Annotated in this window: 17 protein-coding genes; 6 read left to right on the top strand and 11 right to left on the bottom strand. The window is 30.3% G+C overall.

From position 1 onward, the window contains the following. Positions 1-105: 105 nt before the first annotated feature. Positions 106-1,467, top strand: a complete 1,362-nt coding sequence (locus EV144_RS22105) for a hydroxymethylglutaryl-CoA synthase family protein (protein WP_134151309.1) — start codon at positions 106-108, stop codon at positions 1,465-1,467. Between the two features lie 124 nt (positions 1,468-1,591). On the opposite strand, the gene EV144_RS22110 is transcribed toward EV144_RS22105, so the two are convergent. From EV144_RS22110 to EV144_RS22120, 4 genes are all read right to left on the bottom strand, one after another. Further along, positions 1,592-2,956: a hypothetical protein gene (locus EV144_RS22110; protein WP_134151310.1), complete on the bottom strand. Its 1,365-nt coding sequence runs from the start codon at positions 2,954-2,956 to the stop codon at positions 1,592-1,594. Then, positions 2,953-4,221, bottom strand: coding sequence for a hypothetical protein (locus EV144_RS22115; RefSeq protein ID WP_134151311.1), 1,269 nt, complete (start codon positions 4,219-4,221; stop codon positions 2,953-2,955). Before EV144_RS22115 ends, EV144_RS22110 begins: the two co-directional genes overlap by 4 nt. 272 nt (positions 4,222-4,493) lie before the next feature. Then, positions 4,494-4,670: a hypothetical protein gene (locus EV144_RS24245; protein ID WP_166670619.1), complete on the bottom strand. Its 177-nt coding sequence runs from the start codon at positions 4,668-4,670 to the stop codon at positions 4,494-4,496. A 79-nt stretch (positions 4,671-4,749) separates the two neighbouring features. Continuing rightward, positions 4,750-5,121 carry a hypothetical protein gene (locus EV144_RS22120; protein WP_134151312.1) on the bottom strand — a complete coding sequence of 124 codons (372 nt, stop codon included), beginning with the start codon at positions 5,119-5,121 and terminating at the stop codon, positions 4,750-4,752. A 341-nt stretch (positions 5,122-5,462) separates the two neighbouring features. Between EV144_RS22120 and EV144_RS22125 the strand changes: the two genes are divergently transcribed. Next, a complete protein-coding gene (locus EV144_RS22125) occupies positions 5,463-5,660 on the top strand; it encodes a hypothetical protein (RefSeq protein WP_134151313.1) in 198 nt (65 codons plus the stop codon). A gap of 80 nt (positions 5,661-5,740) precedes the next feature. Here the strand turns inward: EV144_RS22125 and EV144_RS22130 are convergent, their stop codons facing one another. Beyond that, positions 5,741-6,169 carry a GNAT family N-acetyltransferase gene (locus EV144_RS22130; RefSeq protein WP_134151314.1) on the bottom strand — a complete coding sequence of 143 codons (429 nt, stop codon included), beginning with the start codon at positions 6,167-6,169 and terminating at the stop codon, positions 5,741-5,743. A gap of 8 nt (positions 6,170-6,177) precedes the next feature. Continuing rightward, entirely contained in the window at positions 6,178-6,783 is a 606-nt protein-coding gene (locus tag EV144_RS22135; RefSeq protein WP_134151315.1) for a hypothetical protein, read from the bottom strand. A 157-nt stretch (positions 6,784-6,940) separates the two neighbouring features. Here EV144_RS22135 and EV144_RS22140 point away from each other — a divergent pair, with 157 nt between their 5' ends. Then, complete coding sequence (locus EV144_RS22140) at positions 6,941-7,348, top strand: helix-turn-helix domain-containing protein (protein ID WP_134151316.1); 408 nt, start codon at positions 6,941-6,943, stop codon at positions 7,346-7,348. A 115-nt stretch (positions 7,349-7,463) separates the two neighbouring features. On the opposite strand, the gene EV144_RS22145 is transcribed toward EV144_RS22140, so the two are convergent. Beyond that, positions 7,464-8,102, bottom strand: a complete 639-nt coding sequence (locus EV144_RS22145) for a hypothetical protein (protein WP_134151317.1) — start codon at positions 8,100-8,102, stop codon at positions 7,464-7,466. 611 nt (positions 8,103-8,713) lie between these two features. Here EV144_RS22145 and EV144_RS22150 point away from each other — a divergent pair. After that, positions 8,714-10,006: an aminopeptidase P family protein gene (locus EV144_RS22150; protein WP_134151318.1), complete on the top strand. Its 1,293-nt coding sequence runs from the start codon at positions 8,714-8,716 to the stop codon at positions 10,004-10,006. 154 nt (positions 10,007-10,160) lie between these two features. After that, positions 10,161-10,937 (top strand): alpha/beta fold hydrolase, encoded by a 777-nt coding sequence (locus EV144_RS22155; protein ID WP_134151319.1) that lies wholly within the window; start codon positions 10,161-10,163, stop codon positions 10,935-10,937. Positions 10,938-11,019: 82 nt separating this feature from the next. On the opposite strand, the gene EV144_RS22160 is transcribed toward EV144_RS22155, so the two are convergent. Further along, positions 11,020-11,394, bottom strand: a complete 375-nt coding sequence (locus tag EV144_RS22160; protein WP_134151320.1) for a hypothetical protein — start codon at positions 11,392-11,394, stop codon at positions 11,020-11,022. A 19-nt stretch (positions 11,395-11,413) separates the two neighbouring features. Further along, complete coding sequence (locus EV144_RS22165) at positions 11,414-11,734, bottom strand: hypothetical protein (protein ID WP_134151321.1); 321 nt, start codon at positions 11,732-11,734, stop codon at positions 11,414-11,416. Between the two features lie 288 nt (positions 11,735-12,022). Here EV144_RS22165 and EV144_RS24250 point away from each other — a divergent pair, with 288 nt between their 5' ends. Next, the gene (locus EV144_RS24250) at positions 12,023-12,166 is read left to right on the top strand and encodes a hypothetical protein (protein ID WP_166670621.1); all 144 of its coding nucleotides are present in this window, start codon (positions 12,023-12,025) and stop codon (positions 12,164-12,166) included. A 6-nt stretch (positions 12,167-12,172) separates the two neighbouring features. On the opposite strand, the gene EV144_RS22170 is transcribed toward EV144_RS24250, so the two are convergent. Further along, positions 12,173-12,847, bottom strand: coding sequence for an ATP-binding cassette domain-containing protein (locus tag EV144_RS22170; protein WP_134151322.1), 675 nt, complete (start codon positions 12,845-12,847; stop codon positions 12,173-12,175). Positions 12,848-13,139: 292 nt separating this feature from the next. Then, positions 13,140-15,902, bottom strand: a complete 2,763-nt coding sequence (locus EV144_RS22175; protein WP_134151323.1) for a PD-(D/E)XK nuclease family protein — start codon at positions 15,900-15,902, stop codon at positions 13,140-13,142. Positions 15,903-15,915: the final 13 nt, after the last annotated feature.

Raw genomic sequence — 15,915 nt, forward strand, 5'->3', positions numbered from 1 at the left:
TTTTAATTTATTTTCTTTAAAAGTGTCTTTATATAACAATATTATGACGTCAAAAAATTGTCAGTCCATCACATAGTTTTACCTTTATCCGCTTAAAATTTAATAATGAAAACAGGAATTGATGCTATTTCTTTTGATGTAGCCAACATACACTTACCTATAAAAACTTTGGCTACTGCCAGGAATATTGAACCCGAAAAATTAGAAAAAGGACTTGGGTTACTTAAAATGACTTTGCCCGACGCACACCAGGATGCGGTAGTTTTTGGAGCAAATGCCTTAACAAAACTTATTCTGGACAACAATATAAATCTTAACGAAATCAGCCGGATTTATGTTGGAACCGAAAGCGGTATTGACAGTTCTAAGCCAATTGCTTCTTACCTAATTAATTTAATGGAACAAAAATTTGGCGAAGATGCTCTTGCCGAATGTGATGTTGTAGATTTTACTTTTGCCTGTATTGGCGGGGTAGATGCTTTGCAAAACTGTCTTGATTTTGTAAAACTATATCCAACAAAAAAAGCAATTGTGGTTACGACTGATTTTGCTAAATACGATTTAAAATCAACCGGAGAATATACGCAAGGCGCCGGAGCGGTAGCCATGTTAGTAACTTCAAACCCAAGAATTATTGCTTTTGATGAAAATTGGGCAACAAGCACAAAAGGTGTTTTTGATTTCTTCAAACCTTATAGAACTATCTCAAAAGAAGCGATTTTACAAAATGAAAACAACGACCCTTGGTTTGACAATTTAGAAGCCGAAATCGAAATCCACAAAGATCAACCGGTTTTTGATGGTCAATATTCCAATCAATGTTATATGGATCGTACGCGTAATGCCTATTTTTCATTCAAAAAACTAAAAAACACTACTAAAACTTTATACAATACCTGGAACTGCATTATTATGCACCTGCCATATTCTTTTCAGGGAAGAAGAATGTTGTCTGAAATCTACTCTTTAGATCATGCTGATAAAATCATAGCAGAAAATATTGAACCAGCAGATTATCAAAACAAGATTAAAGAAGTTGGTAAATCTGATGAATACAAAAAATTCGTTACCGAAAAATTACAACCAGCAGAATTGGCTTCGTCTTTAATCGGTAATCTTTATACAGGTTCTATTTTCATGGGATTACTTTCGACTTTGGCTCATTATTATGATACAAAAAAAGAAGTTTCAGGAGAAAAATTCGGTTTCCTAGCTTACGGAAGCGGATCGAAATCTAAAGTTTTTGAAGGAACAATTCAACCAGAATGGCAATCGGCTTTGGCAAATGTGAAGCTTTTTGAAAATTTGGAAGAAAGCGTAGAAATTGATTTCAATACTTACGAAAGTCTTCATAAAAAGGAACAAAAACAAAGCGTAAGAACTCCAAAACAAGAATGGGTTTTAGATCGAATTGAAAAAGAAATCCCAAATTTAATTGGGGCGAGATATTATAAATGGGTGGATTAAATTTTGAAATTCCAAATTCCAATAAATACAGAAACCGAAGCAAATGCTTCGGTTTTTTTATGTCACAGATTAAAAAGGATTAAACAAGATTTTCTTTTAATTAAAGATGAACACAACTTAATAATTAATCGCGATCATTTTCTTCATAATGTTTTTTCACTTCTTTTAAGATTTCAAAAACGACATCTATATTTTTTTCTTTATATCTTCTGCCCCAGAAACTGTAAATCCAAACTGTACTATACTTCGAGCCATAACCTTCTATATAATTATCTTTATCTAAATGAATTTTTGCATCTTTATTAATTGCATTTGAAACGTTTTCTGAAACATACTGGCTTATTTTTTCATAACAATAATCCGGAAATTCTTTTTTTTCTCCAAAAATCATTGTTTTATAAATTTTATTTAGTGACTCTTCCGGATTTTCTGTCCCATAAATATCATTATGACTATTGATTAAAGCGTCTACTAATAAATTTAAATTTGATTCAAAATAAATTTTGTCAGATAAAAAGGCATAAAGTAATGGACTGTAACCATCAAACGCTTCCCGTATTGCAGTTGGATTTCTTCTTAATTTTTTATCAACAACCTTTATATCTTCATATTCTCCATAAAAAACATTTTGCTGAATCGCAGTTCTAAATCCATTAAAAGACTGGTTGTCTTCCAGCTTTAAACATCTACTCAAAAAAAGTTTAAAAAGTCCTTGTGCTTTAGAACTTCCGTAATTTAAATTGTCATTTATATCGACATCTGGAAAACTCATATCATAAAAATCATAATAATCTGATTCTTCACCTTCACCTTCTCCCTCACTTTCACTTACTATTTCATTTTGAGCTTCACTTGATTCAACTGTTACTGCTTTGGAATTATGCAAAAGATCATCACCCTTAAACAAGTTTTCAAAAAATCCGACTATGCTGTCTTCATTATAAGATCTAAACATTAATGCATTACTGGAAGCTACAAACAAAGAGCCTAAAAAAATAATGATCGAAATAAAAATCATTAAAAAACCAAGGATTTTGGCTATTTCACAAACGGATTCTCTTATACGAAATAACAGGCCAATTACTAAACTGGAAACTATTAGAATTGCAAATGAAATTAAAATTCGATCCATAAAATCATAAGCAGTAAATCCGATGTCCCAATTTGATACGACTACAATAATCGAAAACAAAAGAGTGAGAAAACCATACATAAGGATAACAAAAAATGAGATTCTCCAAAATTCGTCATTTGATATATTCTTGCCAGCTTCTATCTTTGTGGAATCAGAATTGATAACAACCACTATCAATTTTTGAATAACTACCGAAATTGTCAACGAAATTAAAACCAAAGCACCAACCAGCAACAAAATAGTTACTGAAATTGAATCGGGTTCATAAATATCTTGTAGTCTTCGAAATACAAAACCACAAACAGACACAAGTATTATTTGAACGAATATAATTATCTTATAGGATTTTATCATTCTACGTTTATTGATGTTGGATTATAATGTTCTTTAATTTCATTTAAAATTATGGCAACCTCTTTCATATTTCCTTCATAGTTTCTTCTGGCCCAAAAGCTGTAAAACCATATTATATCTTCTTGATTAAATTTATTCCCGTTAGTTAAGCTGGTATTTTCAAGCTTCTCTACCGATTGTTCCGAAAAATACTTTTCAAGTTGAGGATAGTAAGTGTCAAGATCTGGATCATCATCTACTGGACCAAAAGTTTTCATTGTACTGTAAATTGAAGTCAACTTATCTTCATCATTTGACAAATCATCATAAGTTAGAAGTAAACCGTCTACAATTTTATCCAAATTAGAAATATGATATACTTTTGGGGAAACTACTTTATAAAGTACAGAATTATAATTTTCAAATTCTGAGTAAAGCTTCTCAGGACTATCTCTCAGATGATCAATAAAATCCATTAAATAGAAATAATCATTTTCAACAATATGATCATCCATGCTTTGCTTAATTGAAATTCTAACATCCGAAAAATTTCTTTCACCTGTCATTGCGATCCAATCTTCAACTAAATGATTCCATGATGACAATAATTTAGACTCCACATCTTCAGCATTATCACCTTCATAAGATTCTTCAGAAATAATCGCTTCGTTTGAAATTTCATGACTGTTTTTTAACGCAGTATAATTTTTTGAGTGACTAATAAATTCCACTAAAGAGCCGGCATCAAATAAAATTGAAATACTAACGATAAAAAAACTGGCAACTAGTATGACAATTGCAATTATCTTGTTTGTTTTCCAGTAAATTCCACTTACTAGTAAAAAAGAAGCTACAACTAAACTTACTAGAATGAGAAGTAAAGCCCTCAAAAATATCCACCAATAAAATATAATTATATGATCTACAACAAGAGACCCAGCTTTAAAAACTATAATTGAAAAAAAAGCAACAATTATTAAAAAGAAAATATTACAATAAAATGCGAATTTCCAAAAATTGTGCTGGCGCAAATTTTTAAGTATTTCATTTTCATCTGTTTCCTGATCCTGATGTTTTGAAAGTAATATCGGAACACAAATAACAAGGCAAATTCCGAAGAAAATTAATGGTGCAAGAACACCATAATAAAACTCAAAAGGATGAAATCCTCTCACATTGAGTAATTTTTGCTTTCTGAAATTTAAAAACATTAAAATGCCAAAGATTAGAACCAAAATAAATTGACTCACTATCATACCTCTAAAAAATTTGGATATTCTATCCATAAAAACAATTTATATTTATAAGAAAATTCGCTAAATTATAAATATTTTAATTGGTTTACATAAAATAAATAACAGTAATCAACTTTCAATTTTAAAAGGATTAAAAATCAATTAATTAGATTTTCTATTTAAAAAAAAATAATTAGAGTTAAACGGACGGCTCTATAACCTTTGTCAAAGTTTTAAAAACTTTGACAAAGGCCGTGAGTGGAATCTGCATACAAAAGATTTTCTAATTGACTAATTGTCTCAATTATCAAATTATCTAAACATCAATCCTTTTTATGCTGTTCAGTATAATTCTGATTTCCTTTAATTCTGGTATCTTCTACATTCATTCCGTTTGCCATTCCTAACATAAAGGCGGTTATTATTAAAAGTAATTTTCGTTTTATCCAATGAAGTGGTCGCTTAGATTCCTCTAAACGTGTTTTGTTTTGTTTATACATTTTGAAAATGATAAATGATTAGACATTATAGTATCATTTTATGCCATGAAATAGCATAATGGCTTAGAAAAGAATTTTCTTAAGCGGTGTATAAACTTGTTTTGAAGTTTCCTGAATTAATTATTTCATTTACAAAAACAGCTTGTTTTATAAATGAATATATTTTTTGATGAAGCGATTTGCAAAGCAATAAAAGAATTTTAGTTTGAGATGTCAAAACTTCTTTTACGGTTTTGTAAATCATAAATATCGGAAATGAAGTATTTCCAGTAAATTTTATACTTCTGAATTTGTATAAATGAGAATTTTTAAAATCTAATTCTCTACTTGCAATTATTTGAGAAGATTGATAATAATCTGCCGACTTTGATTGATAATTTAAAGCACCATCGCCCACAATCACGACCAAAGCCAGAAAGAGAGAGATTAGGTATTTTAAATGTTTTTTCAATTCTAATAAATCTTTGAAATAATATTAAACGAAAATACAATTTAAACTTCCGCTGTCAAAAGGTTTTATTATAAATGCAAAACAAAATCTATAAACTTATGAGTAAATTAGATTTATTCGTTTTTTACTTATTTCAAAATCAACACAATAAAAACATAAAAAGAAAGAAAATACTGCGAATTTACATTTAAAAAAAGAAGAACATTGCAGATTATTAAAAAATCAATTAGAATCGAAAAGATTATTTTTGTAAGTATTTATTTAAATAAATAATTTGTATTTTTATCAAAGTCGTATCCGAAAAACTTATAGAGTAGGAAAATCCCAAAAAACAATCATTTATGAAAAATTTCGAAAAATTAACAAAAGAAGAATTAACAAAAGAAGAATTAAAATCAATTAATGCTGGCTCTGCAGACTGCGTACCATTTCCGTTGTGTAACGGTCAAGAAGTTACTTTTCTTACAATAAATTCATGTGGCTGGTATTTATACAAAACAGCAACAAATAGTACTTGTATGGAATATGGAGCATCATAATAACATACTTATCAATTTACTAAAACTGCTATCAATCAATAGCAGTTTTTTTATATTCAATCTTTTCATCGCTGTAAAGTTTACTTAGAAATAGTAAACTTATTATGACTCAGAGTAAAACCTAAATTCTCATAAATCACCACATTCTCTACTCGTTTTTTATTGGTAGTTACTTCAATGCTTTTTAGATTATTTTCTTTTGAATACTGTATTATTTCTTCAATTAATTGTTTTCCAATTCCTTTGCCGCGATAATTTTTATTGATAAAAAACTCTTGGATTTCGCCAACAACTCCGCAATGATGCAGTAATTTCTGCGTATGAAAACTAATGAAACCTAAACTTTCATTTTCGTTTTCTGCTAGTAAGTAAAGATTATTTGGGTTTGAAATGTTTTCATTGAATATTTCTTTGAAGGTTTCGAAATCTAGAGTTTCGTTTTCTAATTCGCATATTGATTTGTAGACAAAATCTAAGTCTTGGTTTTGGATTTTTCTTATTTCAGCCATTACTAAATTCAAAATTGAATTACTTTTTTATTTTCTGTAAAGTCTACTAACCATTCAATAGCAATATATTTAGTACAATCATCTTTCATCTCATCTGACCAATCTATAAATATTGCCGAGCCTCCATTCCTAACTTCATTTTTAATTATTTTGTACGCATATTTTGCTCCTTCTGGATCTACAGCTACAAAATCAAAAACTATGTTATTTGTCTTCGATAGAGTTGCAAATAAAGTAAGTAATTTTCTTTGATTTCCGAATAGGCTTTTAACTTTTATATTTTTATTCATCCAAGAAGTTTCATAGATTTTCTTAGCAAAATCACTTTTCAAATCTGCATTTTCTTTTAAATATTCTCCAACTGAAGTGGAATAAAATATTCTTCTAAATCTTGACTCCACAAAGTGCTTCACAAAAGTTAAGGGTTGAAAGATTGTAACATTTTTATTCGAAATTTTTCCAGTAAAAATATCAGCCAAATCTTCTTTAAAATAATGATAATGCGCTCCGCCATTTAGATTTATTACGACCAACTCTCCTTTTCTTAACTCAAAAGGTGGTATAAAATATTGATCGGTCTTTATTCCTTTACTTTCTAATATCAATTCTTCCATTTGATTCAAATAAAATCATTTAAACAAGTCTACTTCAAGATTACGCAATTCTAAATTCAAAATCAACAATAGTGAGAAAAATTGTATTTTTACAACAGAAAAATCTTGTTTCATACTAAAACTAAAATTGTAAAATAATTTTAAATATCTTTGAATTATGAGCACAGCATTAAAACCAAAACATATCGGCAGAAATATTAGCCGAATCAGAGAGCTTAGAGGAATGAAACAAGAAGCACTTGCAATTTCGATTGGAGTGACTCAGCAAACTATTTCTAATATTGAAGGAAGCGAAACTGTTGATGAAGAAAAATTAAATGCAATTGCAGAAGTTTTACAGGTGCCTGCCGAAGTTATAAAAAACTTTTCGGAAGAAGCTGTTTTTAATTTTATTGGGAATACATATGATAATGGCTCTTCTTCAATATATCATTATAATTGCACATTTAATCCACTAGATAAACTATTTGAAGCTTTTGAAGAAAATAAAAAACTTTATCAATTATTGATTCAGGCTGAAAAAGAGAAAGTTGCTCTTTTGGAGAAGTTGTTGGATAAAAAATAATTTTAAGTAAGATATATTTATAGAAAAACCGAAGCTGATAAAATTAGCTTCGGTTTTTTTATGAGGTTATAAAATCCTCTTAATTATTTAAACAGCGCTCATAAAACAAATAAATTTAGTCAATTACATATACTAATTTGGGCGCTCCTGCATCATGTTCGCCAATTGCTAAATAAAATGGTTTTTTGAAATTAAATTTTTCAAACAACTTCTCATTGTCTGCTCTTTCAAACAATCTATTTATTTCTATTAATGCTGTAGATTCAAATAGATTATAAATATCATTTACATCCAAAAAGTCATCAAATTTACCTTCTTCACCTTGTATATTTTTTGTTAAATGATATAAAGTTGGCGATACAAAAGCCGGCATTGAAGATATATTGTCTAAATATTCAAATCGATCATCCATAACTTCAAAATCAGGCATTTTTTTTGAATTCGAATAATTAAAATCAATTGCGTAGGCTTCTAAATCTCCACCATACAAACCACCGTGCTCAAAATAAAGCATATTGAATTTCTTTTGGATATCATTATTATATTTCTCCAGAAGCCAGTATTTTTCGATATTCAATTTTAATTCTTCATACATCAAATCTTGGTTATCTATTCTGTTTTGGTTTTTCCATAAATTATAAAATTCCAGATAGGTTTCGTTTTCTGATTCATTTAAATTTTCTGCAACAATTTGGTTCATTTCATTTTCAGTTTCCTTAAGGTTTTTCAAAATTGAATTATTAATTTCTTCCATATTCTTAAATTATTTATTTTCTAAATGACATCTTCCATTACAGCCTAAAACACTAGCAATATACAAAATCGATCCATTAAAATTATTTTAAAATTCTAAATTGAAATCCCTTACTAAACCAGCTTGACGCGTCAGTGATTGAGACGGTATCCTTTTATGAAGTGATAACGGAATAAAAGATATAGCGAATCCCGATAGTTATCGGGAGACACGGAGGGACACGCCCAGAAGTTTATAAAATTCAATTTTAAAAAAATTCCAAATTCCAATTTTTGCCACAGTATTGTTATTCAACTGAAAGGAGAAATCGCACTAGAAATTCCGCAATAATAATCGATAATCTTTGTGGTTACGCGTGTAATTTCTCCTTTCAGTCGAAATGACAATACTTTGCTGATTTATTTTTTTTGGAGCTACTTGTGGAGATTTCTCGTTTCTCGAAATGACAAAGATTGACGACTTTCATTGTGGAGTTTCTTTGCGGTCCTTCGACTTCGCTCAGGAGGACAAAAACAAAAATCAATAAATAGGAAAACTTTAATAAATCTATTTCTCTACAAATCTTTAAAATTAGTAATTTTGAAATTCCAAGTACTAAAAATAATATTACTATGAAATATCATCAAATAAGCAGTGCCCTTTTTGTGAAAAACCGCAGAAAATTTACGGCAGAAATGAAACCTAACAGTGTTGCTGTTTTCAATTCTAACGACATTTACCCAATCAGCGCCGATAGTACTTTGCCGTTTACACAACATAGAGATATTTTTTATCTAAGCGGTGTGGATCAGGAAGAAAGTATTTTGCTTTTGTTTCCGGATGCGCCTTACGAAAGTCAAAAAGAAATGCTTTTCCTTAAAGAAACTAGCGAACATATTGCAATTTGGGAAGGTGAAAAACTGACTAAAGAACGCGCACATCAGGTTTCGGGAATTAGAACTGTTTATTGGTTACAGGATTTTCATAAAGTCCTAAACGAAATGATGACGTATGCCGATACGATGTATATTAACACCAACGAACATTACCGCGCAACTGTTGAAACAGAAACCCGCGAAGCTCGTTTTATTAAATGGTGGAAAGAGCGTTATCCTGCGCATCAGGTGGCAAAAAGTAACCCGATTTTGCAAAGAATTCGTTCTGTAAAAGAAAGCGAAGAAATCGATTTGATTCAGAAAGCTTGTGACATTACCGAAAAAGGTTTCCGCAGATTGCTTCCGTTTGTAAAACCAAATGTTACAGAATACGAAATCGAGGCCGAATTGATTCACGAATTTGTTCGTAACCGTTCTAAAGGTTTTGCTTATACGCCAATTATTGCTTCGGGAAATAATGCTAATGTTTTGCATTATATCGAAAACAATCAGCAATGTAAAGCTGGAGATTTGATTTTGTTGGATGTTGCGGCAGAATATGCAAATTATTCCAGCGATATGACGAGAACGATTCCAGTTTCTGGGCGTTTTACCGATCGTCAGAAAGCAGTTTACAATGCGGTTTTAAGAGTGAAAAATGAAGCTACAAAAATGTTGATTCCGGGAACGCTTTGGAAACAATATCATATTGAAGTGGGTCGCGTTATGACTTCTGAATTGCTTGGTTTAGGTTTAATTGACAAAGCCGATGTTCAGAATGAAAACCCAGAATGGCCAGCATACAAAAAATATTTCATGCACGGAACATCTCACCACATGGGATTGGACACGCACGATTATGGTTTGCTTCACGAACCGATGAAAGCCAATATGGTTTTTACAGTTGAACCAGGAATTTATATTCCGGCAGAAGGTTTCGGAATTCGTTTGGAAGATAATGTTGTGGTTCAGGAAAAAGGTGATCCTTTTAACTTAATGCGCAATATTCCGGTTGAAGTTGATGAAATTGAGACTTTGATGAATTCTTAATTTTAAAGAAAAGAATATAGATTATAGAAAAATAGACGGCTTCAGAAATGGAACCGTTTTTGTTTTTTATAGCTTTTAAATTTTAGCTGAAATTATATAACTTGTTTAGTTTTCCCATTTATTATCTTTGCCTTTCAATTTAAAAAACATCGTTTTGGGAAACATTCAATATAAAAACACAAATATATCGTTTACAGATTCTGGAGAAGGAACTGCTGTTGTCTTACTGCACGGTTTCTTGGAAAACAAAAAAATGTGGGCACCATATGTCGAACTTTTGTCTAATAATCATCGTGTTATTACTATTGATTTATTAGGTCATGGCGATTCTGATTGTTTAGGTTATGTACATTCTATGGAAGATAATGCAAATGCTGTAAATGAAGTTTTAAAACATTTAGAGATTAAAAAAACGGCTATTATCGGTCACTCAATGGGAGGTTATGTTGCTTTGGCTTACGCCGAATTGTATCCGGATAATATTGAGAAATTAGTTTTACTCAATTCTAGTTCTAAAGAAGACAGTGCCGAGAAAAAATTAAACAGAACACGCGCCATAAAAGCTGTAAAACAGAATTACGTAAATTTTGTAAGTTTAGCAATTGGCAATTTATTTAGCGAAAACAACAGAACCAGACTGGCAGACGATATTGAAAAGGTAAAAGAACAGGCGCTAAAAACACCTTTGCAGGGAATTGTAGCTTCTTTGGAAGGAATGAAAATTAGAAAAGACAGAGAAGCGCTTTTGAAAAAAGATTTGTTTCCGGTTTTATTGATTTTAGGAAAAAAAGATCCTGTTTTAAATTACGAAGAAAGTCTTTCACAAATTGAAAATACCACAGTAAAACTGGTTTCTTTTGAAGACGGACACATGAGCCAGATTGAAAATAAGGAAGAATTAAAACCTGTTTTGTTAGATTTCATTAAATAAAAACAACATATATAAAATCAAAAAAGGCTGTTCAAAAATATTTTTGAAACAGCCTTTTTCTCATTCTTGGGGGCAAATATTATTATAATTTGGCTACGATATCTTTTTTGTATTTAGACAATGTCGCTCTGGTAAGACCAAGATTTGCTTTTTTAGAATCTACAGCTAAGTAAATAAAGTATCTTCCGTCTTCAGAAACATCAATAATGTGTATTTGATCTGTTAGTGAAATTAAGATATCACTAATTTTTTGGTTTAATCCTAAAGCTTTAATTGCGTTTAATTTTGCTTTTACAACCTCTAAATTGTAAGCAGAAGCCAATTCTGGATCAAAATCTGGATTTACAGAAAGTGAGCAGTAAGACATTCCTGTTTCTACTTCGGTTACCGAAACAGCAATAAATCCGTTAACATTCTCTTTTAAATCATTTTGAAAATCCTGTAAAAAATCTGACATGTTTTGTTTTGTATTTAAATTAATTATTGAAGATTGAATCCATTTTTCGAAGCAAAAGTCCCATTTTGCTGATGTCTTTAGAAAGTAAGGCTATACAATTATCATCTGCGTCTTTACTTGCTACCACAATACCGTCATTATTCTTAATCATAACCTGTTTTAGATCTCCATTATTCACATCTTCAGACATTTCTAAACACATTTTTAAGATCATCCCAATCATCGCAGCCACATTTCCGTCATATTCTAAATTTACCGATTCTGTCAAAATTCCGTCTATATTAAAACTCAATCCAGATTCTGCTCCAGTCTCTTCTACTAGTGTATTTAAATCAATCATATCGCTATTTTACGTTTTAAGAAAGTTCAAAGTTATTTTAATAAAACACAACTGTTCGATAAACACTTGTTAAAAAAAGAGATCGATGCAACGTACTGAATCACTTTTATTTATAGCGTAATTATTAGTGTTTTTTAGAATAAAAAATGCAATAAAAATTAACAGAAAAAACAAATATGCAGAAAAAACAAACATTTTATTTGGGATACTTTATTTCTAATTACAACTATTTAAACAAGTTCTAATTACCAAAAGTTTTTATTTACATTTGCCAAAAAAATCATCCAAATGAAAACTGTTGACGAATTACGCTTTGACTTAAATGTAAAATTAATGAAGTTTAGAAGGTTCCGAATTGAAAATGGAAGCATCAATAACACCGCAAATCAAGAACCGGCTAAAAAAGGATTTTTTAAAAAAATATTTAGCTAAAAACACTTATAAAAAAGCTGAATTTGTTAGATAGCCTTTTTCAATAAGTTCAGCTTTATTGGTGATCGCAAGTGTTTTACCTTCTTTTAGCAAAACCAAACGTGTAGAAATCCTGATTATATTCTGGTAATTATGATCCGTAATTATAATTCCTTTTCTGTGCGAATTTATCTTTATCATTTCATTTATCACATCTGCCATTTTTGGCGATAATCCGCTGTAAGGTTCATCTAATAAAGCAAATTTGGAAGAATTAAAAAGTACGAATTTGATTTCAAGATATCGAAGCTCGCCACTTGACAAATGATTTATTCTTTTATTTAATAGAATCTGAATAAATTCGTCTTCGCAAAAAACAGCTCTGTTTTGTTTAGGGATGGATAATTTGATCGCTTTAAGAACCGACAAATGTTTTGGAATAAATTGATCTTGATGCAGATAACTAATTTCATTTAACAAAGTACCTGAATTATTTTTTGAAACAGAATCAATTCGAATACATTTATTTGGAGCTGTCACAATACCGAAAATAATTTTTAACAGCGTAGATTTTCCAGAACCATTTCGTCCTAGCAAACCAACAATTTCTCCAGTTTCACATTTCAGGTAAATATCCGAAAGTATTCTCCTCTCTTTGAAACTTTTCTGAATTCCGTCGATTTCTAAAATGTGTTTTTTCAAAATATTCTTTTTATTAAAAAGACAATTAAACCAATCAAAATCGTTGTGCAGAAAGTCAAAAAATAACTAAAGAACAAAAGCTCGACTTTAGAAATTCCGTTATTGAAATAAAATAAGTATTCGTTTTTACGGTATATTTCTTTGTATCCAATGCTGAATAAAAAGCCCTAACTCAAAAACATGATAAAAAAATAATCAAACCCTCCCAATAAAACTGAAATAAAACAGACAGTCAAATTGATAATTAAGGTCGTTTTGAAAAATTCGAATATGTTTAGAAATTTTAGCATATTTAAATTTTCTCCTCAAATGGGATGTTGACATCAAAGATTTCATTTAAAAGTAAAACCATTTCATTTAAATAATTATTTAAAATTTCTTCGGTAACAGTAAGATTCAACTCTTTGTCTTCTTTAAATCCAAAAGGTAGAAAACCTGATTTTAAATTTTTGAAAGAAATGATTCCTACTTCAACAGGCAGCTCTTGCGGTTCTTTTTGAAACATAAACGCGTAAGCCAAAACTTGAATAATTTTATCGTTTTTAAGCTCTTGCGTCAATCCATTCCATGATTTCAACACAACATTAGCTTTTTCTACTTTTCCTGTCTTATAATCAATGATTCTTATTTTTCCGTTGCGAAGTTCAATCCTATCGACATTTCCTTTTATTAAAACTGGAAATGGCAGACTCGGATGATGCAGCTCGCGTTCGTAAGTTTTTTCTAAAGCTATAATTTTAATTGCGTCTCCATTTTTTATAGCTTCTAATTCCATTTTTAAGAAATTGGAAACATTTCGTTTTGCAACTTCAAAAGCCAAAAGATTACGGCCTTTTTTAATTTCACCTTCTTTGTAAACTAATTTAAATTGTTTCAGAACTTCATCGTCCAGCAATTTAAAACAATTTGAAATGTCTTCTTCAGCAATAAATTTTCCAATAAAAGGTTCGTATAAAGTTTTTAGAGTTTCGTGAATTATTGTTCCGAGTGTATTTAAAGCGATATTTTCTTCGACTTCTTCCACTTCACGAATGCGAAGTATTTTTTGAAAATAAAATTCAATCGGATTTCTGATATAACTCGTTAATGCAGAAGGAGAAAAACCAGCTTCGGCGATTTCTTTCAGACGCAGCATAATCGCCTCCGATTTCGGAATTACCATTGGCTGATAAGCCGTTGTTGGCAAAACTGGATTATAAATATCAAAAGTAAGATTGTGTTTGGATTGCTTTTCTACTTCTAACTGTGTAATAAAACGACTTCTTTCTCCAGCGTCCAAACCGTCATTTTCTGTATTATAGATCAGATAAATATTTTTTGCTCTTTGCAGTAAATGATAAAAGTGATAGGTATAAATTGCATCTTTTTCTTTAAAAGTCGGCAAACCCAATTCTTTTTTTACATCGTAAGGAATAAAGGAATTCTGAGATTTTCCGGCAGGAAATTTCCCTTCATTCATAGAAGTAACAATTACGGTATCAAAATCCAGAACACGACTTTCTAATACTCCCATAATTTGCAGTCCGCGTAGAGGTTCACCTTCAAACGAAACTTCTGCTACATCTATAATCTGTTTGTATATGGCATACAACGTATCAATATTGTCAATGTGTTTGTGTTGCGTATAATAATTAATCAACTTATTGATCACTTTAAAAACAGAAAAAACAAATGTTTTCGCAATCTTTTCTTCTTCGTTATCATTGCTGAAATTTCCTTTTATTAAAAGCAATAATGCCGAAATATTTTCAAGAACTGCCACAGATCCGTTTTCCCATTTCTGGAATAAGAGTTCAAACAATCTTGACTGATTAGAATTGAGTTCAATAATTTTATTATGGGTAATAAAAGTATAATTATTCTCTTTTACAATCCTAACCAGATTGCCCGCACCGGCGTAAGGTTCGACCAACGGATGGGTTAAAACATCAAGCACATCTTTATAATAAAAAACATAACTGCCACCTTTACGAGAAATGGCATTGGTATGCATTTTAAATAGTTTCGCAATCAATATTTGTGACGGATTGTTCTTTCCAGAATATCCCATTGTAATATTTAATGCCCCAACAGAGGATGGTAATGAATATAAAACCGGAACTAATAAATTTTCTTCACCAAGTACAATAGCCACTTTATCCAATGATGTTGCAGGGTTTTCGTTGATGATATTTTCAATGATACTTCCTGCTAATTTTGCTTGTCCAATTGTTTTTGGAGTTCCAATTACCTGAATATTTTTTGACTGCGAAAAATCGTCAACAATCCACTCAAACGGATTTGATTTATAATGTTTCCAGCTTTCTTTAAAACGACGAACAAATAGTCCTGCGTCATGGTAAGGATCATTTAAAAAAGTCTGATCAACATCCCAGTAAATTTTAGCCTGATCTAATGCTAAAAGATGTTGTACAATTTTTTCTTCTGCAGCGTTCAAAGCATTAAATCCTGCAAAAACAAAAGTTCGATTTGAAATAGTATTCGAAAAATGATTTAAGTTATTGACAGCTTCTCTGTAAATCAGCCCTTGATAACCGATAGATTTATTTAAAAGATGATTGTATAAGGAATCATAATACAATGGCAATAGTTTCCAAAAGTCAATATAATTTTCTAAAAGTTTGGTTTTATTTTCGACTTCTATTCCCCACTTCTTAATATCTTCAATATCCTTTAAGTAAGATAAAACATGTGATGGTTCTAAAAGATAACGATCAATTTCATTAAAGTCCTGTAACAGCGTTTTTGCCCAATTTGCAAATAATTCAAAGGACTGTTGATGTTGTTTATCTGTAACCGATAAATAAACTTCGTAAAATTCAAATAAAAGTTCAATTGAATCTACAGATCTCACAGAAGCGACATCTTGTACAAAATCTTCAATACTAATTATTTCAGGACTAAGAATGGTGTTTTTAGTCGCATTTTTTAATGCTTCAATTAAAAAAACTTTAGCTCTTTTATTTGGTAATACAATAGTAGTTTCTGCAAGCTTAGAAGAATAATCCTGAATTATAATAGCTGCTATTTTTTCTAGAAAAGAAGGATTTACCATATTGTAAAAATAA

Source organism: Flavobacterium sp. 270 (assembly GCF_004368785.1).
Taxonomy (GTDB): domain Bacteria; phylum Bacteroidota; class Bacteroidia; order Flavobacteriales; family Flavobacteriaceae; genus Flavobacterium.

Excerpts from the sequence above, each read along its gene's own strand:
- EV144_RS22105 (WP_134151309.1), top strand. The coding sequence starts at position 106 with ATGAAAACAGGAATTGATGCTATTTCTTTTGATGTAGCCAACATACAC.
- EV144_RS22110 (WP_134151310.1), bottom strand. The coding sequence starts at position 2,956 with ATGATAAAATCCTATAAGATAATTATATTCGTTCAAATAATACTTGTG.
- EV144_RS22115 (WP_134151311.1), bottom strand. The coding sequence starts at position 4,221 with ATGGATAGAATATCCAAATTTTTTAGAGGTATGATAGTGAGTCAATTT.
- EV144_RS24245 (WP_166670619.1), bottom strand. The coding sequence starts at position 4,670 with ATGTATAAACAAAACAAAACACGTTTAGAGGAATCTAAGCGACCACTT.
- EV144_RS22125 (WP_134151313.1), top strand. The coding sequence starts at position 5,463 with ATGAAAAATTTCGAAAAATTAACAAAAGAAGAATTAACAAAAGAAGAA.
- EV144_RS22130 (WP_134151314.1), bottom strand. The coding sequence starts at position 6,169 with ATGGCTGAAATAAGAAAAATCCAAAACCAAGACTTAGATTTTGTCTAC.
- EV144_RS22135 (WP_134151315.1), bottom strand. The coding sequence starts at position 6,783 with ATGGAAGAATTGATATTAGAAAGTAAAGGAATAAAGACCGATCAATAT.
- EV144_RS22140 (WP_134151316.1), top strand. The coding sequence starts at position 6,941 with ATGAGCACAGCATTAAAACCAAAACATATCGGCAGAAATATTAGCCGA.
- EV144_RS22145 (WP_134151317.1), bottom strand. The coding sequence starts at position 8,102 with ATGGAAGAAATTAATAATTCAATTTTGAAAAACCTTAAGGAAACTGAA.
- EV144_RS22150 (WP_134151318.1), top strand. The coding sequence starts at position 8,714 with ATGAAATATCATCAAATAAGCAGTGCCCTTTTTGTGAAAAACCGCAGA.
- EV144_RS22160 (WP_134151320.1), bottom strand. The coding sequence starts at position 11,394 with ATGTCAGATTTTTTACAGGATTTTCAAAATGATTTAAAAGAGAATGTT.
- EV144_RS22165 (WP_134151321.1), bottom strand. The coding sequence starts at position 11,734 with ATGATTGATTTAAATACACTAGTAGAAGAGACTGGAGCAGAATCTGGA.
- EV144_RS24250 (WP_166670621.1), top strand. The coding sequence starts at position 12,023 with ATGAAAACTGTTGACGAATTACGCTTTGACTTAAATGTAAAATTAATG.
- EV144_RS22175 (WP_134151323.1), bottom strand. The coding sequence starts at position 15,902 with ATGGTAAATCCTTCTTTTCTAGAAAAAATAGCAGCTATTATAATTCAG.